The 26491-nt window shown below is 46.8% G+C and carries 16 protein-coding genes and 1 pseudogene; 6 read left to right on the top strand and 11 right to left on the bottom strand.

Going from position 1 to position 26491, the window contains the following annotated elements; genetic code table 11:
* Window positions 1-96: 96 nt before the first annotated feature.
* Complete coding sequence (locus tag H6F56_RS06870; RefSeq protein WP_190666168.1) at window positions 97-885, bottom strand: ABC transporter ATP-binding protein; 789 nt, start codon at window positions 883-885, stop codon at window positions 97-99.
* Window positions 886-1138: 253 nt separating this feature from the next.
* Here H6F56_RS06870 and H6F56_RS06865 point away from each other — a divergent pair, with 253 nt between their 5' ends.
* Both H6F56_RS06865 and tsaE read left to right on the top strand, forming a co-directional pair.
* Entirely contained in the window at window positions 1139-2506 is a 1368-nt protein-coding gene (locus H6F56_RS06865) for a gluconeogenesis factor YvcK family protein (RefSeq protein WP_190666166.1), read from the top strand.
* A gap of 209 nt (window positions 2507-2715) precedes the next feature.
* Window positions 2716-3195 carry a tRNA (adenosine(37)-N6)-threonylcarbamoyltransferase complex ATPase subunit type 1 TsaE gene (tsaE, locus tag H6F56_RS06860; protein WP_190666601.1) on the top strand — a complete coding sequence of 160 codons (480 nt, stop codon included), beginning with the start codon at window positions 2716-2718 and terminating at the stop codon, window positions 3193-3195.
* Window positions 3196-3282: 87 nt separating this feature from the next.
* On the opposite strand, the pseudogene H6F56_RS06855 reads toward tsaE, so the two are convergent.
* Window positions 3283-4617: pseudogene (locus H6F56_RS06855) on the bottom strand (dihydroorotase).
* Window positions 4618-4929: 312 nt separating this feature from the next.
* Here H6F56_RS06855 and lepB point away from each other — a divergent pair.
* Window positions 4930-5568 carry a signal peptidase I gene (gene lepB, locus H6F56_RS06850; protein WP_190666164.1) on the top strand — a complete coding sequence of 213 codons (639 nt, stop codon included), beginning with the start codon at window positions 4930-4932 and terminating at the stop codon, window positions 5566-5568.
* Window positions 5569-5604: 36 nt separating this feature from the next.
* On the opposite strand, the gene H6F56_RS06845 is transcribed toward lepB, so the two are convergent.
* The 4 genes from H6F56_RS06845 to H6F56_RS06830 form a co-directional block, all read right to left on the bottom strand.
* A complete protein-coding gene (locus H6F56_RS06845) occupies window positions 5605-6873 on the bottom strand; it encodes a dihydroorotase (protein WP_190666162.1) in 1269 nt (422 codons plus the stop codon).
* A 61-nt stretch (window positions 6874-6934) separates the two neighbouring features.
* On the bottom strand, window positions 6935-8296 hold the full coding sequence (locus H6F56_RS06840) for a histidine phosphatase family protein (protein ID WP_190666599.1): 1362 nt from the start codon (window positions 8294-8296) through the stop codon (window positions 6935-6937).
* 158 nt (window positions 8297-8454) lie between these two features.
* Window positions 8455-12384: a DUF4347 domain-containing protein gene (locus tag H6F56_RS06835; RefSeq protein ID WP_190666160.1), complete on the bottom strand. Its 3930-nt coding sequence runs from the start codon at window positions 12382-12384 to the stop codon at window positions 8455-8457.
* A gap of 1029 nt (window positions 12385-13413) precedes the next feature.
* Window positions 13414-13974: a sugar O-acetyltransferase gene (locus tag H6F56_RS06830; protein ID WP_190666158.1), complete on the bottom strand. Its 561-nt coding sequence runs from the start codon at window positions 13972-13974 to the stop codon at window positions 13414-13416.
* A gap of 273 nt (window positions 13975-14247) precedes the next feature.
* Here H6F56_RS06830 and H6F56_RS06825 point away from each other — a divergent pair, with 273 nt between their 5' ends.
* Window positions 14248-16617: a VIT domain-containing protein gene (locus H6F56_RS06825; protein ID WP_190666156.1), complete on the top strand. Its 2370-nt coding sequence runs from the start codon at window positions 14248-14250 to the stop codon at window positions 16615-16617.
* Here H6F56_RS06825 and H6F56_RS06820 read toward each other — a convergent pair.
* The 5 genes from H6F56_RS06820 to bchH all read right to left on the bottom strand — a co-directional run bounded on the left by H6F56_RS06820 (window position 16607) and on the right by bchH (window position 24011).
* On the bottom strand, window positions 16607-17296 hold the full coding sequence (locus tag H6F56_RS06820; protein ID WP_309236462.1) for a DUF2834 domain-containing protein: 690 nt from the start codon (window positions 17294-17296) through the stop codon (window positions 16607-16609). The genes H6F56_RS06825 and H6F56_RS06820 overlap by 11 nt on opposite strands.
* Before the next feature lie 106 nt (window positions 17297-17402).
* On the bottom strand, window positions 17403-18083 hold the full coding sequence (locus H6F56_RS06815; protein ID WP_190666154.1) for a DUF2834 domain-containing protein: 681 nt from the start codon (window positions 18081-18083) through the stop codon (window positions 17403-17405).
* 174 nt (window positions 18084-18257) lie between these two features.
* On the bottom strand, window positions 18258-19340 hold the full coding sequence (hrcA, locus tag H6F56_RS06810) for a heat-inducible transcriptional repressor HrcA (protein ID WP_309236467.1): 1083 nt from the start codon (window positions 19338-19340) through the stop codon (window positions 18258-18260).
* Between the two features lie 297 nt (window positions 19341-19637).
* Window positions 19638-20000 carry a rhodanese-like domain-containing protein gene (locus H6F56_RS06805; protein WP_190666150.1) on the bottom strand — a complete coding sequence of 121 codons (363 nt, stop codon included), beginning with the start codon at window positions 19998-20000 and terminating at the stop codon, window positions 19638-19640.
* A gap of 228 nt (window positions 20001-20228) precedes the next feature.
* The gene (gene bchH / locus H6F56_RS06800) at window positions 20229-24011 is read right to left on the bottom strand and encodes a magnesium chelatase subunit H (protein WP_190666148.1); all 3783 of its coding nucleotides are present in this window, start codon (window positions 24009-24011) and stop codon (window positions 20229-20231) included.
* A 31-nt stretch (window positions 24012-24042) separates the two neighbouring features.
* On the opposite strand from bchH, the gene H6F56_RS26775 reads away from it, so the two are divergent.
* Complete coding sequence (locus tag H6F56_RS26775) at window positions 24043-24243, top strand: XRE family transcriptional regulator (protein WP_199312624.1); 201 nt, start codon at window positions 24043-24045, stop codon at window positions 24241-24243.
* Window positions 24244-24500: 257 nt separating this feature from the next.
* Complete coding sequence (locus tag H6F56_RS06790; RefSeq protein WP_190666147.1) at window positions 24501-26453, top strand: tetratricopeptide repeat protein; 1953 nt, start codon at window positions 24501-24503, stop codon at window positions 26451-26453.
* Window positions 26454-26491 lie beyond the last annotated feature (38 nt).

Raw genomic sequence — 26491 nt, 5'->3', positions numbered from 1 at the left:
CGTCCCTTGTCCCCACTTACCTGTCCCTTGCTGTAGGCAAATGAGCAAGGACAAATCATCTAATAACAGTCCAAAATTCGGCTGCTGACAGTTATCTTAACCAATCATCTGGATGGGTCCGGTAATACTGCCACTAAAGAACTGTCGAACCAAAGGTTCATCTGTGGTGTCGATGTCATTCACCGTGCCCTGCCACTGCACCTTGCCTTGGTAGAGAAATAATATCCGATCAGCGGTGCGGCGAATTGTGCTGTCTTGGTGAGAAACCATGACATAAGTGCTACAGCCCCCTTGAGCTTGTTGTAGCTGGCGGATTAAATCTTCAATGACTGTCGAGGCGATGGGGTCTAAACCGGCAGTAGGTTCGTCGTAGAGCACAATTTCAGGGGTATCTCGCGGATTATCTGGGTTGCCCATAATCGCCCGGGCAAAACTCACTCGCTTTCGCATACCCCCTGAGAGTTCAGCCGGATAGCGATCCCCAATCCCAGACAGCCCTACCATTTCTAAACTTTCATTCACCAGGGATCGAATTTTTGGGCGCGATAGATTTGAGCGCTGGTACAGGAGAAATCCCACGTTTTCGTCCACGGTTAGCGAGTCAAATAAAGCTGCCTGCTGAAAGACCATACTAATCCGCATGACTTCTTCAACATCCCCGATTAATCCCTCTCGTTTCGCTCCTTGAATATAGACCTCACCCTCATCGGGAGCCAGCAACCCAGCTATAATTCGCAGGATTGTCGATTTACCTGTACCGGATGGCCCAATGATAACCAGTGCCTCTCCTCGATAAATCTGTAGGTCTGCTTGATCTAAGACCACACTGCTGCCAAATGACTTACAAACGCCCTTGAGTTCGATCAACGGCTCACGCTCATGCATAGGATGTGAAATCAAGTTGTTAGACTATGGAACCGCGCACTTAGCGGCTACCCCTTAGCGGATCGTCTGCTTTCACGCAGTATATCTTCTTGATGGGGGGTTAACGTGTCCTGATACAAGGCCGGCTACAACTTTAGTCAAAAAAGCCAGGTCAACCTTGCCTCAGAGGCGTAATGATTTTACTGCCGGCCTTAACATCCTCTAATGTAAATTTGTCTGTCAAAGCCTGTTATCCCTCACCCTTCCATCAGTTATGTCAATCGGTCTATTTAAACAAGCTCTACACGCCCTGAACCTGGAATCACGAGGTCGCACTCAAACTCGAGTTGGCCAGTGGTTTAAGTGGTTGTCCCCCGGATTGTTTGTCAAACGCTGGCTGCTGTTAAGCGCTGGGGGCGTTTTGCTCACCAGTCTCGGTTTGGCGATTTGGATCAAGCTAACTCCCATTTTTTATCTGATTCAACTGACTCAGAGTGTGCTGGAGTACCTCGCAGCCATTGTCCCTAACTATATTAGCGGCCCACTTGTTTTGGGATGTGGCCTGCTGTTGATTTTTTGGGGGCAAACCCGGACAGTTGGTTCAATTACGAAGGCGCTGATGCCGGCGGGGGATGAAGAACTGGTCGATCTGCTATTGACGCACCGCAAGTTGCACCGGGGGCCAAAAATTGTGGCCATTGGCGGAGGCACCGGCCTTTCCAGTTTGCTTAGGGGACTAAAAAAGTATAGCGCTAACATTACTGCAGTTGTCACTGTTGCAGATGATGGCGGGTCTTCTGGCCGGCTGCGTCGCGAAATTGGGGTACTGCCGCCTGGTGATATTCGCAATTGTTTGGCAGCGCTGGCAGACGAGGAAAAGCTGTTAACCGAACTGTTTCAATATCGCTTTCGCGCCGGCAAGGGTCTGATTGGCCATAGTTTCGGCAATTTGTTCCTGACGGCGATGAGTGATATTGCCGGCGATCTTGAACAGGCGATCGCAGCGAGTTCAAAAGTTCTTGCGGTGCGGGGGGAGGTTTTACCGGCTACCCTAACCGATGTTAACCTCTGGGCTGAATTATCAGATGGTCGTCGCATTGAAGGGGAATCTAGTATCACTGAAGCTGGGGGCAGTATTGTCAAAATTGGCTGTACGCCGGCTAATCCTCCGGCTTTGCCGAGAGTGGTACGAGCCATTCGCGAAGCTGATTTTATTATTATTGGGCCGGGTAGCCTTTACACCAGTGTGATTCCCAATCTTTTAGTACCGGAAATTGCAGAAGCGATTGCCAGCCGGAAAGTCCCTCGTATCTATGTTTGCAATATCATGACTCAAGCCGGTGAAACAGAAGGCTATACGGTTTCTGACCATATCCAAGCAATTGATAAAGCTTGTGGTCGGGCGCTGTTTAGCGCGGTTTTAGTTCAGCGAAAAGTTCCGACGGCCCAAGCTTTGATCCGCTATGCCCAAGAAAAATCTTATCCGGTTTTTCTGGATCGAGAAGCTGTGGGACTATTAGGCCGGCGCATTGTCGTGGCGAATGTGATGGAGCAAGATAAGGAAACAGGTTATGTGCGCCATGATCCGCACGAATTGGCACGAGTGTTGCTCCGATGGTACAGCCGCGTTCAAGGTTTGTAACCTCTAGGGAGAAAGGTAAAACGTTCTTTGCCTTAATCAAGCTACTAACCATTAAAGTTGAGCTGAATTGCCTAAAAGAATTCGTTTCTTTTTGTCAGCGATATTGCGTCAAATTTTATTATCTAAATTTCATTCATTATAAAGATTGACAAAAAGTAAAATTTAAGCATTTTTAAAAATTGTGATATCAATAACATATTCAACAAATGATGGTAGAACCAATTACAGTTTCTCTGGCAAATGCGGCGGCGACTCATTCTTTCGGTAAGGTGTTAGGGCAAGCGCTACCGGCAGGCAGTGTCATCTTATTAGAAGGCGATTTAGGTGCCGGTAAAACCACGTTAGTGCAAGGACTGGCTGAAGGTTTAGGAATTACTGATGCCGTGGTCAGTCCTACTTTCACCTTGATTAATGAATATCATGAAGGGCGTTTGCCTTTATATCATTTAGATTTGTACCGTTTGGAGCCGGCAGAAGTCACAACGCTTTATCTTGAAACTTATTGGGAAGGAATAGAAATGCCTGCCGGCATTGTTGCCATTGAATGGGCGGAACGGCTACCCTATTTACCCCCTACCTACTTGCAAATTCGTCTAAACTATCAAGCTGAAAGTGGCCGTCAAGTTGAGCTGATGTCGGCAGGTGGGTTTGATATCCCTGAGATGTTGCATCAATTTCAACAGAACTGACCGGCACTTTCGGGTTGATTGAGAAGGGTCTGCAAACTCTCTGATTTTTCGCAAGTTCGGCACTTTGTTTTTACAACTTTGAAGCGTTTAAGCATCAAAAGTCAAAGCTTCTCCGCGAACTTCGGTGTTTAACTTTCCTTTTTCATAAACAATTTTCCCGCCAACAATTGTAACCACCGGCCATCCTGTTAAATCCCACCCTTCAAACGGACTCCAGCCGCATTTAGTCGCAAGTTCTTCTCGGACAACCGGGCGATAATTGTTTAAATCAACCAGCACCAAATCCGCATCATAGCCGGCAGCAATCATGCCTTTTTGAGGAATTTTATACGCTTTCGCCACGGCTGTAGACATCCAGTTAGCAACTTGAGCAACTGTACAACGCCCTTGCATCGCTTGCGTGAGCATTAAGGGGAGGGATGTTTCAACCCCAGGCATTCCAGAAGGGGTGTTGGGATAGCCTTGCGCTTTTTCTTCTAATGTGTGGGGTGCATGATCGGTGGCGATAAAGTCAATGACGCCATCGAGTAAAGCTTGCCACAGGACTTCATTATCATGGGGTGAGCGTAAAGGCGGGTTCATTTGCGCCAGCGTGCCGATTTTTTCATAAGCGCTGGTATTCAGCAGCAAATGTTGGGGTGTGACTTCGGCTGTCACCCAACTGGGTTTATCTTGGCGCAGCAGTTCGGCTTCTTCGCCCGTAGACAGATGCAGAATGTGAAGACGCCGCTGGTATTTCTTAGACAGTGCTAAGGCTTGCTAGGTCGCTAATAAAGCGGCTTGATTATCTTGAATTTGCGAGTGTACAGCCGGATCTGTCTGGCCGGCAAATAACTGTCTGCGTTCGTTAATGCGATTTTGATCTTCGGCGTGAACGGCAATTAATCGGCTGCCGGTGGCAAAGATGGCTTCTAGAGCTTCATCTTGATCCACCAATAGCTGACCGTGCATCGATCCCATAAAAATTTTAATGCCACAGGTCGGGCGAGACTCTAGCAAATCTGGCTGATTGTCTGCTGTGGCTCCGATAAAAAAGCCATAATTAACCAAGCATTTCTGGCCGGCCCGTTGCAATTTGTCCTCTAGCGCTGCCTGGGTGGTCGTCAGGGGGCGGGTGTTGGGCATTTCCAGGAAGGATGTCACCCCACCTTTCGCGCAAGCACAACTGGCTGTAAACAAATCTTCTTTATGTTCCAGTCCGGGTTCGCGGAAATGTACTTGCGGATCGATCACCCCAGGCAACAAAGTTAACCCCTCGGCGTCTATCTCGGTGACAGCATCACCACCGGCGTCTGGGAGTTCTGGTGCCGCTTGGACAATTTCTCGTCCCCTTGTTTACACATCTCCAACCAAAAATTCCCCACTGGGCAAAAGGATGCGGGCGCGGCGGATCAACAAAGACACAGAAGAATCAGAAAGCATGGTAGTTGAGAGTTGATAGAAAAATTGTGAAGAATTACCGTTAAATTTCTTTTGGGATGAGACTTAAGCGAACTCTAAAATGAAATACTTGGGTCAAAATACAGAAAATGATGCAATTGTTACCCGAAAATCGAAGCCGGCTAGTGTTTTAGGTACAATACCATTCAGCCGATTCCAGTCTGTGAGTCTCTCAAACTCTGACAAACTTTGTACAGTTGTATATAGCTGAGAAGTTTAAGGTTTCTCGGTCGGCAGGTTGGTATTTGTGTCTTCCCTCTTCTAAACTTACTATTATCTTGTGCTTGAACGCCTATGACCCGTGTGCAAAATTCTGCAACCGAACCGAATTCCCCACAAAATATTGAAAATCCGTGGGTAGAGGCAGTTAAAACGATTGGCTTAAGTGTCGTTTTGGCCTTTGGAATTCGGGCCTTCGTCGCTGAAGCTCGTTATATTCCCTCCGGTTCGATGGAACCGACTCTTCTCATTAATGATCGCTTGATTGTGGACAAGTTGAGTTATAAGTTCCAAAGTCCGCAGCGGGGAGACATTGTGGTGTTTGACCCGACTGAAGCGCTACAGAAGCAAAATTTCCACGATGCGTTCATTAAGCGGGTGATCGGTCTGCCGGGGGACAAAGTGGAGGTCAAAGGGGGACGAGTCTACATCAACGATAAACCTTTACGTGAGAAATATATCGCGGATGAACCTAACTACCAATACGGCCCGGTGAATGTGCCAGAGAGCCAGTATTTAGTTTTGGGAGATAACCGCAATAATAGCTATGACAGCCACTATTGGGGCTTTGTCCCCCGTGACAAAGTCATTGGCCGCGCAGTTGTTCGCTTCTGGCCACCCAACCGCTTAGGGGAACTGTCTCAGCAGCCGGTTTATCCTGCGACTCAGGAAGAACCGGCAAAACAGGAATTGCAGCCGGCAGAGGCGAAATAAAATCTTACTGACTCTCCTTAACTACTGGTTGCAAAATTAATTGTTCCAGGTTTGCAAAACACGACCGCTTAACTGCCGGCCCAACCAAGGGGTATTAGTGGAGCGGGAATGGAGGGTGTGAACGTCAAGCGTCCAAGTTTGTTGCGGATCGAAAAGGATGATTTCCGCAGGTTGACCGGCAGCAAGGGTTGCCGGTTTTTGCTGTAAACACAGTGCCGGCTGCGTACTTAAAGCCCGCCATAGTTCTAGGGCTGTCCAGGTGCCGTTGGCTACTAGCGTGTGCCACAGTAGCGGCAAGGCGAGTTCTAGACCAATGGTGCCGGCAGGAGATTCCCCAAAGGCAACCGTTTTTTCTTCGTAGCTATAGGGGGTGTGGTCAACGGCGATCGCATCGATGACGCCCTCCCGCGCAGCCTGCTCTAGTGCAGTTCGATCCGCTGGGTTGCCTAAGGGAGGATCGATATGAAGGCTAGGGTTGTAGCTGCTCAGTGAGCTTGTGTCAAGGATTGAATGCGTCCAAGGGGTACTCGCCGTCACCGGCAACCCACGGGTTTTAGCATCTTGAATTAGCTGGACGCTGCGTGCGGTGGACACTCGCATGATATGAACCGCAGTGCCGATGGCTTCTACCAGTTCTAACAAAGCAGCGAGGGCTGCGGTTTCAGAGATGGCGGGATTGCCTGCCAACCCAAAGCGGATGGAATCCGGCCCTTCTCGCATCACGCCGGAGCCGGCCAGATGCCGGTCGCAGGGCCAGATGGCAACCGGCTTGCCGAGCGGTTGTAGGTATTCCAACAGCCGACGCAGTAGGGCCAGATTTTGAATCGGATGGCCATCAGCAAAGCCCACAACCCCAGCTGCGGCTAATTCCGCCAATTCTGTCATCTGCTGACCTTGGATGCCGGTGGTGAGGGCACCCCAGAAATAGAGAGTAGGGAATTGAGGGTTTTCTCTGACTTTTGTGTTCCGCTGCAAGAAAGCCAAGCCGGCAGGATTATCCACCGGCGGCTTGGTATCGGGCAAAATGGCGACCCTGGTAAATCCGCCGACAGATGCCGCCTTCATTAAAGATTCCAGGGTTTCCCGTTCTTCAAATCCCGGTTCACCACTATGGCTGTAAAGGTCTACCAGTCCTGGCCCGACCACCAGACCTTGACAATTTCGCACTTGGGTAGTTTCCGGAAGGTCGAGAATTTGGGGTGCAATTTGTTGAATGACACCATCTGCGATCAGAACATCCGCAATCTGATCGGTATTGGTAAGTGGATCGAGCACCCGGACTTGTTGCAGTAATTCGCTATTCATTGCCCTTTGTCTTTTGTCCTTTGCAAATGACAACTGATCAATGACCGATGACCGATGACCACTACAACGCTCCTGCTGCTGTCTTGTCAAGTACACCGCCCGACAAGTGAGTGGTGATATTCATGGCTTGCAGCACCGGCGGGCCGTCTGCACCTTTGGGATAATCGATGACGGTAACCGCCCCGTTGCCTTGTTTGAAGTTCCAGAAGTGTTCTGGGCCTAAATTAAACAGATGGCAGAGGATGGCTTTATTGATGGCATCGTGGCCCACTACCAAACCTGTGGTGCCGGCATGGGCGGATTTTACGATAGAACTCCAAGCCTCAATTGCCCGATCCCACACCTGCTGTAAGTTTTCCCCTTCTGGCATTTGCACAATTTCTGGGGTGTCCTTCCACTGCTGCAACAAACCGGGGAATTCTCCCTCGATTTCTGATTCAAATTTCCCTTCCCAAAGTCCGTGACTGATTTCTTTCATCCCATCGTGAAGTTGCAGTTTCACATCTGGGTGAGCTTTGAGAATAATTTCAGCAGTTTCCTTGGGGCGCAGCATGGGGCTGGTGACGGCAAAATCGATGGGGATATCTTTAAGAAACTCGCTGGCTTTTTGGGCTTGCACTCTGCCGTTATCGTTGAGTGGTACATCAATTTGCCCTTGAAACCGGCTTTGGCGGTTCCACTCGGTTTCTCCGTGGCGCACCAATAACAGCCGGCATCCCTGATGGCCCTCTCTGGGTTTGGGAAAAATTTCTCCCACATGAGAGGTGAGATTCATCGATTCCATCTGCACCGATTGTAGCTCAGTGGCCGGCCCGACAATCGTGCCGAAATTAAGGACGCTAATGCCACAATTCGACTGCTGGACGGAATGGTAAGAAGAGGGGGGAATGCCTAGCGCAGTGCTGATTAAGGCGCGATTGATGCCATTATGGCCGACGACGAGAATTGTGCCATTAGCATGATTTGAGAGGACTTCCTGCCAAAACTGCCGCGCCTGTTCATAAATCGCCAACACGGGAAAATGCTCTCGTTCGCCGGCTGCATCTGAAACGACCATTCGCAGCGTATCGGGGCGATTTTGCCAGCAGTCGTAGTCTTGGGGGAATTTTTCTATCGCCTCTTGCCGCAGCATCCCTTCCCACGCCGGCAGATCGATTTCCATCAGGTTCTGTGATACCTGTAGGGAGGGATGATTGGCCTCGGTTTCCAAAGCAGAAAGGAGGACGGTGGCGGTTTCTTTCGCCCGTTGCAAGGGACTGGAGTAGATAGCGTCAAAAGTAAGGCCACTAAGGGCTTCACCCACTTGACGGGCTGTAGCACGGCCTTGTTCTGTCAAAATCGATTTATCAAGCCGGCCTTGAATTCGGCGCTCTTTGTTAAAGCTGCTTTGGCCGTGACGAAGTAATATAACGCGAGTGGTCAGGGTTCCATCCTCCTCAAGATTAGGGCACTCTCCCTCACGATTGAGGTTGAGGGGTGCTAGCTCAGAAGCATTTTACCCTTTCTGGAGGTTACTCTTCTAAAGAGTCCGGGGAAGCTGTTTGTGGAGTCAAGTTGGAGTAGATGCACCCTGCAAGAAATTTAGATTACGGCAAAATCTGCTGCACTGAACAGAGTGGATGAGGTGCCATTGAGGGAGGCTAAAAGTTCATTCGTGCTGGTGATTTGGATTAGAGTGGCATTGCTGCCGGCAGCAAAGGTGAGTTGGTCGAATGTTAACCCACCGCCTAGCAGGAGGATATCTTGACCATCTTCAAAGTCGGTGATGGTGTCCGCACCAAAACCGGCACCCAAGATAAATTGATCACTGCCGGCACCCCCCGTGAGAATGTCGCTGCCAAAATCTCCAGTGAGGATGTCATTGCCGATGCCGCCGGTGAGGATGTCAATGTCTTTACCACCATAGAGGCTGTCATTGCCATCTCCGCCATTGAGGGTATCCGCGCCGATGTTGCCAAATATCGAGTCATCGCCGAAGTCGCCACTCAGCCAGTCGTTGCCGGTGTTGCCAATCAAGGTGTCATTTTCTTGGCCACCGTAGAGGGTATCATCGCCCTCGCAACCATCCATGAGGTCACTGCCAACGTTGCCATTTATTAAATCGTTACCTTCTCCGCCACAAAGGGTGTCATTCCCGATGTCGCCGAGGAGGAGATCATCGCCGGCTGCCCCTTTGACGATGTCGTTTTCTTTGCCACCGTAAAGGCTATCGTTGCCAATGCCGCCATCTAGCAAGTCATCGCCGGTGTTACCAAATATCAGATCGTTGTCGTCACCGCCTAGCAGAATGTCGTTACCGATATCTCCGATCAAAATGTCTTGACCAAAATTGCCGACAAGCGAGTCATTTTCTTTGCCGCCGTAGAGGGTATCAGCACCTAAGCCGCCATCAAGGTAGTCATCGCCTTGATTTCCGTACATCAAGTCGTTGCCATCCGCACCCAGCAGGATGTCGTTGCCGATGTAGCCAACTAAAAGATCACTACCACCCATGCCTAGAAGGGCTTCATTAGCGGTGCTCGCGATTAAGGTATCGTTGCCCTCCTCGCCTGAAAGTGTACTAGCTGCGACGTTGGGGCTAACGTCGAGATTGGGAGTGGGAAATTGATCGCAAAGACAACTTGCGTCTTCAGGGGTTGGCGTTGGGGTAGGAATTGGGGCAGGAACGGGCGTAGGAACCGGCGCAGGAACCGGCGTTGGGGTTGGTGTTAGGTCAGTAGCAGTGCCAGCAATTGCGAAATTAAAGAGGTTTTCGTCGCTGTCATTGGTGGTAAAGGAGATTTCACCGGCAGAAGTACCGGCCACACTGGCATCGAGTTGAACCGAGAAAGTTGCTTGTCCTGCGGCTGCGACGGTTGCGGGAAGAGGTCCTACAACGGTAAAGCCGGTGGGCAATAGCAGGTTGCTGAGGATCAGATCAGAGGTGCCGGTGTTGTTAATCGTGAAGGTTTTATTGATGGCAGTGCCAACGGTTGTGGTGCCAAAATTAAGGGCCGTTGTGCTGCCATCAGCAATGTTAGTTGTTGCCTCTAAAACTGTAATTTCTGGGGTATTTGGGGTTAGGGCATTAACCGTGCCGGCAATTGCGAAATTAAAGAGGTTTTCGTCGCTGTCATTGGTGGTAAAGGAGATTTCACCCGTAGAAGTGCCGGCCACACTGGCATCGAGTTGAACCGAGAAAGTTGCTTGTCCTGCGGCTGCGACGGTTGCGGGAAGAGGTCCTACAACGGTAAAGCCGGTGGGCAATTGCAGGCTGCTGAGAACCAGATCAGAGGTGCCGGTGTTGTTAATGGTGAAGGTTTTGCTGATGGCAGTCCCAACGGTTGTGGTGCCAAAGTCAAGGGCTGTTGTGGTGCCATCAACAATGTTAGTTGTTGCTTCTAAAACTGCAATTTCTGGGGCATTCCCGGAAAATTCAAAAGCCCCAACATCAACAAGTGCGGTGCCGTTGCTATCTCCATCTTGGGGGCGCATTTGACCTCGTCCGTCGGTTGCCGGTGCGCCTGTGCTGGTGCCGGCATCAATTGCCGGACTTCCCGCTAGCAAAGCATGGGTTAAAATGCCGCCGCCATTATCTTGCAGAGGGCCAAGTAAGGGATCGATAATCTTAATGCTGGTCGTGACATTGACATCACTAGCATCATTAGGATTTTTGGGGGGAAATTGAATATTCCCGCCGGCATCCACTAATGGCTCACCAACGTGTTGTTTCACACCCCAAGGATTGCCGGCGGTGTTTTTATCAAAAATTGAATTTTTGACGGTGGTGGTTAGACTTTTTCCCCAAAATGCCCCACCTTGGAAGCCGGCATAATTATTAGCAACCGTGCTGTTGATAATATTAGTGGTGCCACTGGAGTTATTGATCATCAGGGCACCGCCCAAGCCGCTAGTGCCATCAAGTTCGTGGGCTTTATTACCAGAAAAGGTGGTGTTAATGATTTGCCCTGGTGATGCTTCACCCGTCCACAAACCCCCACCCTGAGTCAATGCCCAGTTGTTAGCAATGGTGCTGTTGCTGATAGTATATTCGGCATTGCCCATGCGGATGCCACCGCCGAGAGCGTTGCCGGTGCCATTTTTAATCACCTGATTATTGATGATCGTGCTGCCGTCAACAATAATTTTGTCTGGGGCATAACCAAACAAAAACATTGCCCCACCTTGACCGGCTCCTTTATTGCCTTCAAATCGGCTATTGCGAATCGCAATGGTCCCACCAACTGCGTCATCAATTAAAGCACTCGCACCATCGGTATAAATTGCCCCACCAAATCCGCTGGTAACGGTTCCCGAACCGCCGGGTGTTGAGTCGTTATTGAGGAAGGTTGAATTTTCAACGGTTAATGCACCTAAAAGGCTATTAATCGCGCCGCCGTTAATGCCTTTGTTATTCGTAAATTGGCTACCTTGTACGGTGAGGCTGCCTTCACTTTTGGTAGCAATTGCACCGCCGCCTCGTTCTTGGTTGCCGGCTGTGCCATCATTGCCATCGAATGTACTGTTAATAACCGTTGTGTTGCCACGAAAGCCGGCAAAAATCCCGCCGCCAAACTGAGCAAAGTTATTATTAACTTGGCAATTTTCAACCGTTAAAATGGTGCTAGAGGCAGTTTTAATGCCTGCGCCGGCACCAGCTTCATCGATGCCGCTAACTTTGCCATTGGCAATCACTAGATTCCGCATCGTGACATTAATGGCAGTATTGTCAGGGGCGGTTTGTAACTCAAAAACGCGGGTGGCATTATTACCACTAACGGTAACTCCGGCAGCACTCGCGCCATCAATAATCAGGTTTTTATTGATGTTTAATTGACTGCTTAAGGTAATCGTTTGACCGGCAAGGCTGGGATCAAATACAATCATATCGCCGGCTTGGGCAGTGGCGATGGCGTTTCTTAAGGAACCTGCGCCACTGTCTGCATTATTGGTAACAGTTATCGTGGCTAAAACACCACTGTAAGCCGTTAAGGTTTCTGCCTGCAATGGGTTAACAGATTCTATGCTGCCGGTGGCAAATTCTAAGTTCCAGTTGCCGCCTTTGGCATCATTGCCGGTTAAATCTGTGGAGGCAGCAATATCTGCGCCGGTGATTTGGCTGAGTTGGGAAATTAACGCTGAACCTGTGCCGGCGGCAACATCACACCCGTAAAATTTGATATCTGCATTTTCGCTGAGTGCGTCTTTCCACTGCCCCAGCTGGCTTTGATAGCTTTCTAAGGTATTTGAATTAAGGCTGCTATTTCCCAGGTAGACATTTCCCGAACTTCCATGAGAAAAGATATGAATCGCGTCGATTGAACCGTAAATATCCGCATATTTTTGAAGTTCGGCAGTGATTTGCTCGATTCCATCACTATCCTGTTTGAGGGTAATTACCTTCATCCCATCGGATACGCCAGCTGCTAATAATTGGCTGTCACTCACGCTTTCATCAATGAAGACTAGCGAACGCGGCTGGGAATTTTGAGCGTCAAAATTTGGATTGATTGAAGCGATCTGAGCGGTCATTTTGAGTCTTCCAGAATAATGTTGGCTGGTAGATAAAACCCAGACATACTGCGTGCGGTTTCTGGCTGGACAAGTTAAGTTGTTTAAAACTTCTATGACTCGCCGGCTTTTACACCTACACCAAAACGCAACTACAGTTTAAAATCCTTATTTCTTAGGACTCTCGATGCGTTTAACTCAGGGGTAAAACTCTAGAAATAGGTTTTCTAAGTCAACCCCTACATGGCTTTTTAAAGGAAGATTCTAGATATCAAATCTAATCTGCTTTAAAAAAGTTCATATTTAACCTTTCAGAGTTTAATCGCTACATCAGGACAGTTGCGATTTAAATATTTTCTTGATTGAGTCGTATATTTTCAGCATGAATTCAGCTAAGTTTGGGCAATTTAATTCCTTGAGCTAACAATGGAATGGGACGCCAAAGCAAAGCTGGCAGAGTGTGAAATCATCCTGCTTTTTTGCCACCCCACTAACAGCCGGTTTAAGGTTGTTGTGCGGAAATGAAAAGTACAAAAACCCTAAAGAACATGACCAAGGAAAGTTCCTTGTCACCCGGAAGTTTTACGCTTCGCTGCTAAGCTGAAAGCGCTTTCGTAACTCCCCTATAGCAATTGCCGAACTCTGTCCCGAAGAATTTTTAAATCGGCAAGCTCAACTATTTTCCCTAAAACCCTTAATGGCTTTCTAACCCATTCATCTAAGTAGATTCCCGCAATCCGTAGAGTAGATGCCTTGCATATATTTGTAGAGTAGATGCAGGCAGAGTATGCGCCTGGGTAGATGCGAAGCCTGTGAAAGATTAGCTAAACAGAAATTTCAGCTACCTTATGATATTACCTTTATAAGACCTGATTTCGGGAGAATCGGGCATCCGCAATATTACTGAAATTTCTAACAATTTGCTAGAAATCTTTCTGTAAACTTGCGAGATTTAACCCTTTTCTCCCAGTCTTAGGGAAAATTTACCTAAAAAAAAGGGGGGTTCCACTTTAAGAACTGACCACATCCTCGTGTTCTTAAGTACCCCATTTAAGGTAAATGTCGAATTATTTTGCAGGGGTTGCCGGCAGCAATCACGTTTTCAGGAATATCTTTAACAACAACGCTGCCGGCACCAATGGTAGTATTATCCCCAATCGTTACTCCGGGACAAATAATAACACCGCCCCCAATCCAAACATTACTGCCAATTTTGACAGGAGCGCTTAATTCTTTACCAGATAGACGAGTTTCAGGTTTTGTTGGGTGAGAAGCTGCGTAAATTTGAACGTAAGGGCCACACAAAACGTTATCGCCAATCTCAACCCGATTGCAGTCGAGAATCACGCATCCGAAGTTCATGTAAAATTTGTTGCCGGCATAAATGTTGCTGCCATAGTCGCAATAAAAAGGCGGCTCAATTTCAACATCAGGCCCGACTTTAGCAAATAATTCTTGTAAAATTTGCCCTCGATTTTCCGGTTCTTGTTCTGTTGTAGTGTTATACATCCGCAGCAAGCAACGCGCTCGTTTACGTTCAGCAACTAACTCAGCATCGGAAGCCACATAAAGCTCACCAGCTAGCATTTTTTGTTTTTCTGTTTTTTCCATAGTTTTGAATCCTCTTCTTCCCAGACCTTTTTATTTGATTAAAGCCAACAGGACTAACTGCTGTCGGGTTAAACATCACTCTAATATGAAATGCTTGTTACAAAAACAGTAACGATGCATAAATTAGGTTTCATAGATGCGATGGTAGAAAGCAAATTATCTTAAGTCTTCGTTAAGTCTTTTGAAGGGTATTGGTTGTTGAAGCTAGCATAAGGCTTGCCGGCAATACCCAACGCCCATTTGACACTTGCTAAAGCTAAGAGGTTAAACCTGATGCCCACTACTGTAAAAGATCGTTTAGGTGGCTTATACGTCGAATCCCCGGCTGGCGAGAAGCTGGTTTTTCCTTTAAAGCATACAGAAGTGCTGGCAAAAATTGCCGGCAATTTATCACGCGTTGAAGTCACACAAAGCTTTGAAAATCCCTTTACCGAGCCGTTAGAAGCAATTTATGTTTTTCCATTACCGGATGAAGCGGCAGTGGATGACATGGAAATTAAAATTGGTGAACGAATTATTAAAGGCAACATTAAAAAACGAGAAGAAGCCAAACAAATTTACGAAGCAGCAAAGCGGCAAGGACGTACTGCCGGCCTTTTAGAACAAGAGCGAGATAATATTTTCACCCAATCTTTGGCTAATATTAAACCGGGTGAGCAAATTGATGTCACAATTCGCTACACAGATAGCCTTAAATTTGAGGGTGGCGATTACGAATTTGTCTTCCCAATGGTGGTGGGGCCTCGTTATATTCCTGGTACGCCAATAGATGGCAGTGGAGATACCGATCAAGTGCCCGATGCCTCGCGGATTAATCCACCATTTATTCCGCCAGAAATGCGCTCTCGTCATGATATTGGGGTAAGGGTTGAAATTGACACCGGCTTGCCTGTTTTTGATGTGCGTTCGACTTCTCACCCATTACAAATTGAACATGAAGGTCAAATTGTGCGGGTGAAGTTGGGCGGCGAAGATACGATTCCCAATAAAGATTTTATTCTGCGTTATCGGGTTGCCGGCCATAAAACTGAAGCGACAATTTTAACGCAAGCCGATGAACGAGGCGCTCATTTTGCGCTTTATTTTATCCCGGCTTTGGCATACAAACCTGAAGAGATTGTCGCCAAAGATGTTGTGTTTCTAGTGGATACATCGGGTTCTCAAGCCGGCGCTCCAATTTTGCAATGTCAGGAATTGATGCGCCGATTTATTAATGGGTTAAATCCTGACGATACTTTCAGCATTATTGATTTTTCTAATACCACGCGGCAGCTTTCTGCTAACCCATTGCCTAATACTGCCCTAAACCGGCAACAGGCAATTAACTATATCAACCAGTTGCGGGCAAATGGCGGGACTGAATTGCTCAATGGCATTAAAGCGGTGATGAATTTCCCCGCTGTGCCGGCAGGACGTTTGCGGAGTATCGTGCTGCTAACAGATGGCTACATTGGCAACGATCATGAAATCCTGGCTGAAGTGCAGCGCCATCTCAAACAAGGTCATCGACTTTATAGTTTCGGGGTTGGCAGTTCTGTAAACCGATTCTTACTCAATCGCATTGCAGAAATTGGGCGAGGAACGTGTCAAGTTGTCCGACAAAATGAACCCCCTGATGAAGCTGCTGAGAAGTTTTTCCGCCAGATTAATAATCCAGTGCTGACGAATATTCAAATTCATTGGGAAGGCAACGGACAGCCTGAAATTTATCCCTCAATTGCCCCAGATTTGTTTGCAGAACAGCCATTAGTTTTGTTTGGCCGGCAGGAAAATCGCACGGCTGAGCAATTACACATCACCGGCATGACAGCGGGTGGAAAGCGCTATGAAAAGCGTTTCAGCCTCAATTTTGAGGGTGCCGGCAATCCGGCAATTGCTCAACTTTGGGGCCGGCAGCGAATTAAAGATTTGATGAATCAAATGCTTGCCGGTGAGAAGAAATCTTTAGTAGATTCGGTGACAGATACTGCTTTGAGTTATCAGTTACTCTCGCAATATACGGCGTTTGTTGCGGTTAGCGAAGAGGTGCGCGTCGATCCGGAAGGCAACCGAATTTCAATGCAAGTGCCGGTGGAAATGCCAGAGGGTGTTAGCTATGAAACAACGGTGGGTGCCGGCAATGCTCATTTTGCAGCAAATCAATTGCTTAACAACGCTTGGGCGCTTAGAGGGAGTAGTTCACCACAAGCACCCGAAGCATCTGAATTTGGATGTCTTGAAGGGTTTTTTCCGCCCCCAGCACCATCCCTACAAGTGCCACGGGCAAAAGCTAAGCCTGCTGGGGTTCAAGGTTTCTCTGACAGAACCACACCACAAGTTCGCAGCACAAGCGGTCAAGCTTCTGCAACCCTTGAACTCAATTTTCGCTTAGAAATTGTCAACGTTGCCGGCTTGGATGAAGCTGCCACAAATGCGCTAAAAGAACAACTGAAAACGGTTAAAATACCTGTCGGCTTCAGCGGCGAAATAGTGTTGGAATTTCCAGTACAAAATGGTCGCGTAGGGCGAATTATTTTGGATGATCAAGCCTCAACATTGGACGAGGCAACTGTTGTCGATCCGATTAAGCGATCATTGCTGATTTGGAAAGTGCCCCTTGGGGTTGTCGGCATTGTTCGTATAACCTTACGGATTAACTCATAGCCGGTAGGGGCGACTCTTGCTGTCGCCCTATTTCTACTTCGGGCAAAGGCGGACGCAAGCACAGATAAATTAGTGGGCCAAATAGAGGAACTAGCGCCACTGCCCAAAAAATTCGGGCATCTTTAAGACCTCGACGTGCCATGTCATCATCAAATAATGAGGTGATGGGAAATATGAGGCACATCAGGCAAAAATCGAGGCTGATCAGGTGAACAAAAGCCCGCGTTTGGAATTGTTGAACGTAATCGCCCCAATTGCCGGCAATAAACGCGTAGGCAAATAAGCCAAGTGTCGTAAAAAGCAGCGCGATGCCGGTGGAACGTTGATCTAAACTTCTCAGTAATTTATCTTTTTTTCCATCGAATTCTTGATTCGATTCTCGCAAAAGTAAATAAGGCGTCATGCCAATGATACCCATTCCGTTTGAAGCGACCCAAGAAGGCCAAGCCCGTTTTTTTTGCATTTTGCCATCAGCAAACATTAGGCAAGCAAAAATCATCGGCCAGATGCCCATGAACCAAAATATAGATACAATAATTGCGTTAATATCTGCCCACTGAAGCGTTAGCAGTTTTTGAACGAGAGGCCAGGTATCGGGCTGATCGAGCGGAGCCAGACTTATGGTATAGCTAGTAAATGCTATCCAGATTGAGAATAAAACAATTTTTCTAGCCATCATCTTGACCCAAAAATTGCTGCTATTGTCTGTTTATTTTAAAGAAAAGACAAAGTTAGCAGCATCTATCTTGGGTCAAGTTTTATCTGAGAAACGCTGAAATAATTGCTTAGTGAGTGGTGCTGGTTATTGTTGCTTGGTGGGATTGCGGATTTGTTACCGGCAACGGTATTCGCAGACACAAATAAACGAGGGGGCCAAATAAGGGAATCAGCGCCACCGCCAAAAAAAACAAGGGGTTTTTGAGATTTCTTCTTGCCATATCATCTCCTAGCAAGGCAGGAAATAAAAGACATAACAGGCAGAAATCTAAACTCATGACATGAATAAATTTGCTAGTTTGCCACTGTTGGATAAAATCGCCCCAATTGCCGGTGAACACCCCATAACCAACAAGGCCGGCAGCTGCTAAGGTTAAGAAAATGCCGGTAATTCGGGAGTCTAAAAGCTTGAGAAATGCGTTTTTTTCTCCTGAAAAGTTGGGGTTGGTTTCGCGTAAGGCTAAATAAGGCAACAAACTAAAAGCACCTACACCGAAAGATACCGCAGCGAACGGCCAAGCCGGCACTTTTTGACCTCTGCCGTCAAAAAACAGCAAGCAGCTATAAATCATCGGCCAAACACCCATGATGTAAAACAGCGCCACAATCAGCGGGTTGATGCCTTCAAGATTGCCCAGAGAAAGATTTTTAATCAGTTCAAATGTGTCTGGTTGGTTAGGTGGTGCAAGGAAAGACGCATAAGTTATCATCCCAATCCACAGCAATCCAAATCCAAATTTTCTGATCATGACTTGACCTTTTAATTAATGCCGATTTGAATATTTTAATAAGATTTTTTAACCACAGATGCACACAGATTAACACAGATGAATTTGAGGGTTAATCGCTGGGTGATTATGATTTTTGCTAGATAAAGGGGTTGCCGGCTATTTTACAACCGGCACGGTGGAAGTGATTTCGATTTAAGCCGGCTGAGTTAAGGCATCTGAGAGATAATCAGCGGCGGCTTCTACCATTGCGATCGCATTCTCATACACCATTCGGGTTGGCCCTAAGACGCCGACACTGCCCACCGGCACTGAACCCCGGCGATAAGTGGAGGAAATCAGAGTGCAGCCGCGAATCGATTCTAAGGGATTTTCTGCGCCAATCCGCACATTTACCCGCTTGCCGGTGGTTTCAGAGGCGGATGATTCAAAAATCAGCGGCCACAATTGTTCCTGTTCTTCTTCCAGCAGTTGCATCAATGTCTGGATTTGGTTTAACTCGGAAAACTCTGGCTGACGCAACACTTCCGCCACACCGCTAATTAGAATTCGGGTGAAGGTTGGAGTCTGTCGGCGGCGAGTTAAATCTGCCAGCAAGGAGGTTAAGAAATCGGCATAGCGTTGGAATTGCCGGTCTAATTCACTCAAATCAAGTTGTGAGAGTTCGGTTAGGGGACGTTCCCGCAACTGACTGTTTAAAAAGTTTGACAGAATTTGAAGTTCGCGTTCGATCGGTTCGGGATCGAGTGGTTCGTCGTCTGCCGGCATCGGGAGTTCCATTAACGCTGAGTGCGTTTCGTAAGCATCCGTCACTACAATCAGCATTACCCGTTTTGGATCGACCATCACCAGCTGGAGATGTCGCAGCCGGCTGGTACTCGTCTGGGGCATGGTGACGAGGGTAATGTATCCGGTGAGGGTCGATAGCAGTTGTGCTGCCCCGCGCAGCAAGGCTTCCAAACTTCTATCTTCCCCGTTCAGCCGCACGCTGAGTAAATGTTCCACATTGCGTGTCAGCGCCTCGGAAGGCTTGATTAGCTGGTCAACATAAATGCGGTAGCCAGAGTCAGAGGGCACCCGACCGGCAGAGGTGTGCGGTTGATAAAGTAAACCGGCTTTTTCTAAGTAGCCTAAGCAAGAGCGAATCGTTGCTGGGCTGACGCTGAGATTATACTCATCAACCAATGCTTTTGAACCAACCGGCTCTGCAGTTGCAATGTAATGCCGTACTGTCGCCCAAAGTATATGTTGTTGTCGATCTGTCAGATTCACTTGCACACACATTTCCGCAGATGGCGAATTTAATTAGGGTTTAAAAAAAAATTTGCAATGATCGATTTAAATGATACTTAAGGAAGCCTGCAATCAGCCAGATATCTTTCCCGGTAGGGCGATTGGCGGCTGGGTTCGTTTACCCGCATTTGCTACCTTTAACCCAATGGACTTATTCAGCTCAGCAGGGGTGAGTGAATCAGCGTGAGTGGATTTAAGATAACAGATATTAGAGGGTTGCACTCAGCTGGTTGCTAAAGAGATAGCAAATGCAGCCAAGTGCCAGCCTCCCAACTGCGTCAATTAGTACGCGGGAATGGCCGGATCGACCTCAAGTGAGTAGGCATCAATTCCCCCCACCACGTTTTTGACATTGGTGAAACCCTGCGACATCAACCACTGGCACATTTGAGCGGAGCGAACCCCGTGGTGGCAGAGTACGAGGGTTTCGGCATGGGGATCAAGGCGGGTGGGGATTTCGCCTGACCATTCGGCAAATTCACTCAAAGGGAGGTTGTGAAAACCTTCTAGGTGAGCGATTGCAACTTCGGACGGTTCGCGCACATCTAACAGTTGCAGGTTGTCGGTGGTGTCTGACAACAGCCGGTGGGCAAGTTCTTTAACGGTAATCTGGGGAATGGATGAACGGTAAAATTGAGCGGACATCTGGTGAGGGCGGTCAATTCAAGACTACGAACACCAGTCTAAAGTTTATTTTGTTGTGTCTGCTATTTTCTGCGCCGGCTTTTCTTCAACCAAGCTCAACAGCACTATCTAGGCGAAAGTTATCTTGCAGGATCGAACCAAAGAGGGCAAATTCTACAATCAGCTATTTTTGGTAGAAATCTGCTATTGCTTATTTTGATACGTCAACTTTCAGGTTTATCGTATTCTTTACACCGGCACTCCTTCAATTTCTGCATCGGATTGCTCATATAATTCGCGCAGCTTTTGTAATTTTTCGGCTTCTGGCTGCCAGAAACCTCGCCCATTTGCTTCTAACATTCGTCCTACAATATTGCGGAATGCTTCTGGATTTGCTTCTCGCAATTTATTCGCCATTTCTGGATCAAAAGCGTAGGTATCTGCTGCCTGATTATAAACCCATGAATCGGTAAAATCTGCGGTGCCGGCCCATCCAATTAATGCGGTCATTCGTTGAGAGATTTCATAAGCGCCGCCACTGCCTTGATTTGCCATTGCTTCCGCCCATTTTGGATTGAGCAATTTAGTGCGATATTCCAAACGTAACAAATCGTCTAAATTGCGCGGGGTGGTGTCTTTAGAAAAGCTTTCGACAAAACTAGCGGTTACTTTTTTCCCACTTTGTTTTTCGGCTGCCCGTTTTAACGCGCCGGTATTTGCATAATATTCTTGAATGTCGGTTAAACCGTATTCAACGGAATCAATTTCTTGAACAATCCGATCACTGGTTTTTAACAGTTCATTCAGCACTTCTCGCCGCGCTTCACCTTTATCTTTACGCCCGTAACTGAAAACATTGCGATCTTGCCAAGTATTTCCCAATTCTTCCCCAGATTCCCAATTCCCATCTGTAACGCGCTCATTGACAAGCGAACCAAAATCACCGGCAGGATTAGAAAACAATCGCGCTGAGGCATTTTCTACGCCTTGCGCTTTTAAAGATAAAGCGTGTTTGCGGATAAAATTCTGTTCTTCCGGTTCATCTGCATCAGCAGCACGTTGAAATAAATCATCCAGCAATTCAATAATATTGACAAAGCTATCTCGGAAAATTCCCGACAGATTTGCTAAAACGTCAATGCGGGGATGACCCACTTCTAATAAGGGCTTTAACTGATAGCAAACAATTCGCCCTGTGCCTTCTTTCACAGGTTCCGCTCCAACTAATTCTAGCAAAATTCCCAGGGATTCTCCCTTGGTTTTAATCGCATCCAATCCCCATAGCATGACGGCAACTGTTTCGGGATATTTGCCATTTTCTTGCAAATGCTGGGCAATAATTTTTTGGGCAATTTCTCGACCGCGCTCATAAGCTGCCGGCGAGGGCATCCGATAAGGATCTAAAGCATGAATATTGCGCCCTGTTGGTAGCACACCAGGGCCATCTCGTAACAAATCACCGCCCGGTGCCGGGGGGATATATTCACCATTTAATCCCCGTAAAAGATTGGTTAATTCATCTGTCGTTTGTGCGAGTAAAGTTTGAATTTTGAAAGCGGCTTCTAGTTTTTCAATTGCACCCCCATTTGTTGACGAATTGCCATTTTTGGAGCCGGCAGTCTTTATAGCATCTCCTGAGTTATCTTCTCCAAAGTAAGCATTAAGATAGGATTTTAAGGCTTCTTCATTCGGCGGTTCTCCAAAGGTGTGCAAACCAGAGGAAAACAGCCGTTGTTCTACAATTTGTAGGTATTCATAAATCTTGACAAAATACTGTGAAAGTGCTTCTTTACTGAACATCCTTGCATTTTCTGGTGTGAAAGCAATCCCAAATTTTTTGGCATCTTCAAAGGGACAATCTGCTTCAACGCCGGCATCTATAATTTTCTTGCAAATTGCTTCTTGCAATGCAGAGTTTTTCTGCGGATCTTCTCGGTATTCGGAAATTAAATCTCTGAGAGTCATTAATTCTTTATACAAGCCGGCACGTCCGTATGGCGGGACGTTATGCGAAATTAAGACCCCGTAACCGCGACGTTTTGCTAAAATTGATTCCGAGGGGTTATTCGCTGCATAAATATAGAGATTCGGTAAGTTTCCTAAGAGAATATCTGACCAAGAATAGCCGGTGTTTCCCAGAGGAGATCCGGGCAACCATTCAACTGTGCCGTGCATTCCGAAGTGAACAACTGCATGGGCATTAAAATCGTTTTGCAGCCATTTATAGAACGCAGCATATTGAGGGTGTGGCGTTAAATCCCGCTCAAACATTAACCGCATGGGATCACCGGCAACCCCTAAAGGAGGCTGCACCCCAATCCAAACATTCCCCAACTGCACACCCCCAATCTGAAATTCATCTCCATCAGTTTTGATGCCGGCACCTGTCAGAGATTGCCACTGCTTCTCAATGCGGGTTTTAAGCAGATACCCTAACCATTCCTCTAAAGTTTTAACATTAACAGTATTAACCGCAGATAGACGCTGCTCAACGCCAATATCTTGACTTTCCATCTGTGTTAATCTTTGTGCATCAGTGGTTCCTTCATCCGCCTCTTTCACCCAACGGATTAATTCTTCCCCATTTTCGGGTAATTCTCCAACGCTGTAACCTTGTTCTTTGAGTGCGTGAAGGAACTTCAGAAGCGATTTCGGCACATTTAATAAAGCTGCAGTGCCGGTTGCACCATATCCAGGCGGGAACCCATATAAAATGATGGCAATTCGCCGATTTTCTGGCTTTGTTTTTCTTAATTCAATCCAGCATTTTAATCTGCCGGTTAAACGTTCCAACCGTTCCGGAACCAAATAAATATCTTCTCCGACTAAACCCCCAAGCGGAACCGTATCAATTGCCCCATCTAATTCGGGTAGAGCATATAAAACAACACTTTGCAATCCTCCAACTCCTTTGCGAGTCCAAGAGTGAATATCTTGAATTAATAAAGGTGCCGCAACAATGTAGGGTACATTTTTAGCAGACAGAATACGCTTCGCAACTTCCACTTGCCGGCCCGCTTCCATTGAACCGGCAGGACCCCCAACTAAAGGAAAGCCAATTGTAGAAACAATTGCATCGACTTCTACGGCATCCTTAGATAAAGATAACGTCTCATTATTACCCTGCCGGCGCTGTTCCGTTTCATAAGCGGTTGTGATCCAATCTCTAACCGCAACATGACCTTCAACACCATTAATAAATATTGGCAAAGGAATTAATCCTGCTGCTTCAAAATGACGGATCATTTGGGGAATATAAGGCTGTTTTGTAATAACGTGTTTGCGATATAATAAAATACCAACAATGGGGCATCGGGCATCGGGGATTGGGCATTGGGTAGATTCTTGCTCTTTGGCTCTCTGCTGATACCACTCTAAATAGTGACGGGGTGATTCAAAATAACCGGGATAATTTGGATGCAATAATCCCATGTTTGGAGTTTCCACCGGCAGCGGAATTTCCCCAACCTTTAACCCCAAATATTTCTCTGCCAACGTCCAAAACATAGAGGCCACATTTTCAGAACCGCCGGCATTCCAATAACCATAAATAATCAACCAGTTGCGTAAGTCTTGAACTTTTTGCACCGGCACATATTTTAAAAGTTTTGGCCCTGTCTTTAAAAAGCTAATATATCCCGCAAGTTTATCTTCCTCTTTGCCATTGCTAAATTTGTCCAAAATAAACTTAACCGGCTTCGGCATTCCCTTGGGTTTATCCCCAATTTTGAACGCCCCGATCTGCGTCAAGCTCATCAATTCCAGCGCCGACTCAAATACTAAGCGAATGGGGATATGTTGCGTGCGATCACGCAGCCAAAGCACCTGATCGTAATCAAATAGCAGGCTACCAAAGAATACATCCGCCTCTTGCAAAGCCGTTGCGATCACCTCTGGTTGGCTGGAGATGTCACGATCACTAAATACCCGAATATCCAAATCTGGACAGCGAGCAGTTGCCAGTTTCGCCGCTTGCCGGTATAAGCCGGTGTTGAACGATTCAAACCCAGCAATCAAAACGATGCGTTTCATATAGCTCCAACCCCGAAGTATTTCTTCACCTTTGATCTTAAGGGGTGTTTCAGGCGAGTGCAGAAGTATTCAACATTCATTTTTACTTGAACGCCACCTCACTCAAACTAAAGCGGCGGAATTGCTTAGAATTGACCAGCTAAAAGTTTCTGCTTTGATGAGAGGAAAGCTGACAGGTTTTCCAACGGAAAGGTGCTTTTGGCTTCTCAATGCGCTGGATTGTGATTTGTAAATTGTAGTGAAGCGCAAGTCAAAATGAGGTGCATCAGGAAAAACAAAAGTAATTGCTTGATGTAGATGTAAACGTATCGCTACTTTAATGAGTTGCCTAGCTTATGCCATGAAGGCGTTTGCCGAAATTGCGTAGTAAATCCGATTGAATGATGAAACCGGCTGTCTGATTTTTTATGGAAATGAAACCGGCAGGGGTGAATAGTTAATCGTCGGTGTGTGCCGGCACAAAATCAACCATTTATTCCCCTGGAAACTATGCGAATTCAAAAAACCCTCCTCGTCCTGATCACCCTTTTTGCGACCTTCATCCCTCACCCTTTTCTCACAACTCTCGGCATCTCATCAAATCTCCCTGCCTTATCATTCAGTCCTAGTCCTGAACAAGAGAAGTTACTCGTCTTTAATAAGCTTGCCTCAAAAGCCGCCCTCTTGGCTGAAACCGGCATCCTGTTTATCTCTCTCCAACAAACACAGCAAGCTGAAAAACTGTTTTCTCAATCTTTGCAGATCATAGAAACCATCTCAGATCCCTATCAGAAAGCTGCGGTATTGAGTTACATTGCTTCCAAGCTAGTAGCAGTGGGAAGAACAGAGCAAGCATTGCAACTTCTCGCTCAATCTTTGCAACATCAACCAAATATCCAAGATAAATTTCTCAGAAAAATGGTTGCCGGTCCAATGGTTCACAGCTTTTCAGAAATCGCCGCTCACTTAGTTAAAACGGGAAAATATGAGCGGGCTTTAAACTTCGCACAATCCGTCTCGCATATTACCATCAAACCCCGGATGCTGAGTCAGCTTGCCTCCGAATTGGCAAAAGCCAGAAAATTTGAGCAAGCCTTGCAAGTTGCACAAATGATTAGAAGTAACATTGACACAGCCTCAGCATTACATTCAATCGCCACTAACTTAGCAGAGGATAAAAAACTCGATCAAGCCTTGGAAGTCACACAAAGCATCAAACATAACTCTCTAAAAAGCAATGCCTTGGAGCTGGTTGTTATCCAGCTAGCAAAAGCAGGACAAACTGATCGCGCAATTCAAGCAGCACAATCCATTTCAGACGAAATGGAGAAAGCCCGTGTATTAAGCGACATTGCTGTAATATTAGCTGCAATGGGAAACTTTGATAAAGCCTTACAGCTTGCACAAAGCAGTTCTGTTGAATCTTGGCAAGCTCATGCGGTGAGTAAAATTGGTGCTAAGTTAGTTGAAACGCAAAACTTTGAGCAGGCTTTTCAACTAGCCAAAACCTATAATAATGAAACCGGCAACTCTGGGGTGTTGAGAGATATTGCTGTTAAATTTGTTGAAGCTGCACAAATTAATAGCGCCTTGCAGATCGCAGGAATGATCACAACTCCTTATGGAAAAAGCCCTGTGTTGCATGGCATTGCAAGTTCAATGGCATCATTAGGACACCTTAGCCATGCTTTACAAGTCGCGCAAACGATACCAGATAACGATGCAAAAGCTCAGGTATTGATTCAATTAGCCGGCTTGCACGCCAAAGCCGGTGACGAAAAGCAAAGCGAGGCGTTTTTCTCCCAATCTTTACAACTCGTACAAACCATTCATAATGAAGATCGCAAATTCGATCTGCTGCGTATGATCGTTGAAAAAAGGGCAGACTTAGGACAGACTGACCGCGCCTTGCAATTGGTAAAAACACTTACTGAATTTCGTCAACCTTGGGTACTGTCTAGCATCGCTAGGAACTTGCTAAAAGCCGGAAAAGTTGAACAGGCGTTGGAGGTGGTGCAAACCATCAAGGTCGATTCTTCCATTGCTTCCCTGAAAACTGAATTGTTCAGTCAAATCATTTTCAACTTAACGTCATCTGCCCAAGCTGAAAAAGTTTCACAAGTGATAAAAACGCTTGAGATTGATTCTTTTGCTCAATCTCGGTTGTTAAGTTTCCTCGTTTCTAAATTAACTTCATTGGGGCAAGTCGAACGGGCTTTGCAGATAGCAAATTCCCAGAAGAATGATGCGACTAGACACGGATTATTTGGCAGTATATCTTCGTCGCTAGCTGCATCCGGACAAGTCGAACGCGCGTTACAAGTTGCCCAAAAAATCCCAAATACCTTAGACAAAGGAAGAATTTTAGTTTACATGGCTAAGTCTTTAACTGAAAATCAACAAGCAGCCCAAGCTTCTGAGGTTTTAAATCAAGCCTTGGTAGTGGTAAATGCAATTGAATAATTGAAGAAGGGGAAGTGCCGGCCATTTTTACAGGCTGA

Origin of the sequence: Microcoleus sp. FACHB-672 (genome assembly GCF_014695725.1) — a bacterium.
Lineage (GTDB): Bacteria > Cyanobacteriota > Cyanobacteriia > Cyanobacteriales > Oscillatoriaceae > FACHB-68.
The sequence above is the reverse complement of the archived record's forward strand: the minus strand, read 5'-3'. Positions and strand labels throughout refer to the sequence as shown.

Excerpts from the sequence above, each read along its gene's own strand:
- H6F56_RS06870 (WP_190666168.1), bottom strand. The coding sequence starts at position 885 with ATGCATGAGCGTGAGCCGTTGATCGAACTCAAGGGCGTTTGTAAGTCA.
- H6F56_RS06820 (WP_309236462.1), bottom strand. The coding sequence starts at position 17,296 with ATGATGGCTAGAAAAATTGTTTTATTCTCAATCTGGATAGCATTTACT.
- bchH (WP_190666148.1), bottom strand. The coding sequence starts at position 24,011 with ATGAAACGCATCGTTTTGATTGCTGGGTTTGAATCGTTCAACACCGGC.
- tsaE (WP_190666601.1), top strand. The coding sequence starts at position 2,716 with ATGGTAGAACCAATTACAGTTTCTCTGGCAAATGCGGCGGCGACTCAT.
- H6F56_RS06790 (WP_190666147.1), top strand. The coding sequence starts at position 24,501 with ATGCGAATTCAAAAAACCCTCCTCGTCCTGATCACCCTTTTTGCGACC.
- H6F56_RS06815 (WP_190666154.1), bottom strand. The coding sequence starts at position 18,083 with ATGATCAGAAAATTTGGATTTGGATTGCTGTGGATTGGGATGATAACT.
- H6F56_RS06805 (WP_190666150.1), bottom strand. The coding sequence starts at position 20,000 with ATGTCCGCTCAATTTTACCGTTCATCCATTCCCCAGATTACCGTTAAA.
- H6F56_RS06865 (WP_190666166.1), top strand. The coding sequence starts at position 1,139 with ATGTCAATCGGTCTATTTAAACAAGCTCTACACGCCCTGAACCTGGAA.
- lepB (WP_190666164.1), top strand. The coding sequence starts at position 4,930 with ATGACCCGTGTGCAAAATTCTGCAACCGAACCGAATTCCCCACAAAAT.
- H6F56_RS06845 (WP_190666162.1), bottom strand. The coding sequence starts at position 6,873 with ATGAATAGCGAATTACTGCAACAAGTCCGGGTGCTCGATCCACTTACC.
- H6F56_RS06830 (WP_190666158.1), bottom strand. The coding sequence starts at position 13,974 with ATGGAAAAAACAGAAAAACAAAAAATGCTAGCTGGTGAGCTTTATGTG.
- H6F56_RS06835 (WP_190666160.1), bottom strand. The coding sequence starts at position 12,384 with ATGACCGCTCAGATCGCTTCAATCAATCCAAATTTTGACGCTCAAAAT.
- H6F56_RS06825 (WP_190666156.1), top strand. The coding sequence starts at position 14,248 with ATGCCCACTACTGTAAAAGATCGTTTAGGTGGCTTATACGTCGAATCC.